This is a genomic window from Flavobacterium sp. CAU 1735, assembly GCF_039888695.1.
In the GTDB taxonomy this organism is placed as follows: Bacteria; Bacteroidota; Bacteroidia; order Flavobacteriales; family Flavobacteriaceae; genus Flavobacterium.
Genome location: NZ_JBDQQQ010000015.1, coordinates 1 through 2,097 on the forward strand (window position 1 = coordinate 1; position 2,097 = coordinate 2,097).

Annotated in this window: 2 protein-coding genes; one reads left to right on the forward strand and one right to left on the reverse strand. The window is 31.9% G+C overall.

The genetic code is table 11. The features are described 5' to 3' along the window. The first annotated feature begins 281 nt into the window (after positions 1-281). On the forward strand, positions 282-791 hold the full coding sequence (locus AAFN64_RS17610; protein ID WP_347761489.1) for an OmpH family outer membrane protein: 510 nt from the start codon (positions 282-284) through the stop codon (positions 789-791). A 67-nt stretch (positions 792-858) separates the two neighbouring features. Here AAFN64_RS17610 and AAFN64_RS17615 read toward each other — a convergent pair whose 3' ends face one another. Further along, positions 859-1,905, reverse strand: a complete 1,047-nt coding sequence (locus AAFN64_RS17615; RefSeq protein WP_347761490.1) for a tyrosine-type recombinase/integrase — start codon at positions 1,903-1,905, stop codon at positions 859-861. Positions 1,906-2,097 lie beyond the last annotated feature (192 nt).

A 2,097-nucleotide genomic window follows, 5' to 3' on the forward strand; every position in this document is an offset into this window, starting at 1 on the left:
CCATAACGATATGATTCTGAGGACTCATGACGGTTTGGTACTAGCATCCCAAACGGATAGTGTAAGAATGATTTGAAAACGTAGTAATTATAAAGGGTTCCAGCTTAAAAACATTTTTGAAAAATGACTTTAAGTGGTTGAAAAAGCCATAAAAAACTCGATGATTTTGGCTGTTATTACAGGTTGAATTTGAACGTTATTATTGGTTAAATTTAATTTGAATATACAATTTTTTATTGCGGAAATAGTTTTACTTTTGAAAAAAAATAACAAGTAAAACCGTGTTCGAAAATAAATTCCGTATTTTAATCATAACAAACATCGCTTTGTTTTTGTTAATCGTTGTTGGAGCTGCTACTTTCTTTATAGCGAATAATAGCCCTAAAATTGTTTTTGTAGATAATGTTAAGCTTTTTGATGGCTTTAACATGACTAAAGAACTGAAAAAAAGAGGCGAACAAGAATTTAATTCCCGAAAAAAAGTTTTAGATAGTTTGTATGCTGCCTTACAACAGGAAGGTGCTTCCGAAATACAGAAAGAAGCCATCACCAGAGAATTGATAACCAAAAAACAGGAGTTCGAAGCATTTAATCAACAATTCGCTACGGAAGAATCCGCTAAAATATGGTCTAGAATAAATGGTTATACTTCTGATTTTTCAAAAGAAAAAAATTACGACTTTATCTTAGGATCCGAAAACAAACGATCTGTTCTATTTGCTAAAGAAACTGTAGACATTACAAACGAGTTGATCATCTATGTTAATAAAAAATACGAGGGTAATCAATAGTCATTTTTTGATTACCCTCTTTGAATTCCTTTATTGTTAAAGTATTTTGGAAACATATAGTGTGACTCTACTGCACACTATTTTCCAACTTCAGATGTACTTTTTCAATTTCCTTATCAATATACACCTGAGCATAGTGTACATAGCGATTAAACGAGCCACTTGCATGACTGTGTCCGCTTATTTTTCGAACCAAATGTTCCGGCATACCCAAAATAAGTAATGTTGTAATCGCGGTTCGTCGCATCATATGGGAACTCATTTTGTCGCAAAAACGACTAGCAATCTTGTTATTTTGTTTTAGCAAACGTTTCCCTTGTTTTTCCCTTGAAACTTCAACAGAGGCCGTAAAATTGGCTAATTCGCCTATTTGTTTGAGACTTTTATTAAAATTAAAGAGGCTTGTACTTCCAAATACCGGATTTTTGACATTTTTAGTCTTGTACTTTTGATAAATTACCACTGCATAAGCCGGAAGTTTGATATGGCTAAACGTTTTTGTCTTTTTGGATTTTAATTTTAAATACCACTCATTTCCTACTTGTTCAAAATTCTTATTCGTCAGTAGAAAAATATCAGAGTAGCGTAATCCTGTTGTACAGCCAAAAACAAAAATATCTTTAATCCGACGATTGCTCACGGATAAACTATTTTCAAATTCTTTATCATGGATCAGAAATTTTAATTGTTCCGGTGATAAAACCAGAATTTCGATTTCTTCCTTGCGAACATAAAACAACCGTTGAAAATCTCCGGTAAAGAAATCTTTGTCGTTTTTCAGATAGTTAAAAAAAACCCGGATGACTTTAATGTTAGAGCCAACATAATTATCATGACAACCTTTTTTGTACAAGTAATCCGTAAATTTTTGGTAGAACTTTTTCCAATAGTTTTTTTCCGATTGTAATTCTCTTTTATTCAGTTTTGAAGCATCACAAATACGCAATTCAAAACTGGTATCGTTTGAAAACTGAATCAGATTTTGTAAAACATAATGATAATTTTGTATAGAATCCGGTTTGATACGTTCGCCATTCTTTTTCAGACGTTTTCCGGTTTCGGTATCTTTTATGAATTGCTTAAACAGTGGGGGTATAGGGGTCGTTTTTTTCATTGTAATATTTCTCCAAAAATATTAGTTAGGAATGAAAAATAAAAAAAGATATCTGCAAAATTTATGTTTTCTTTATTTTTTGTGCCTGCTGATTTACAATCAGTTTTATCAGAATTTTAATTGATTTTATTTCTATCCGTTTGGGATGCTAGTACCAAACCGTCATGAGTCCTCAGAATCATATCGTTATGG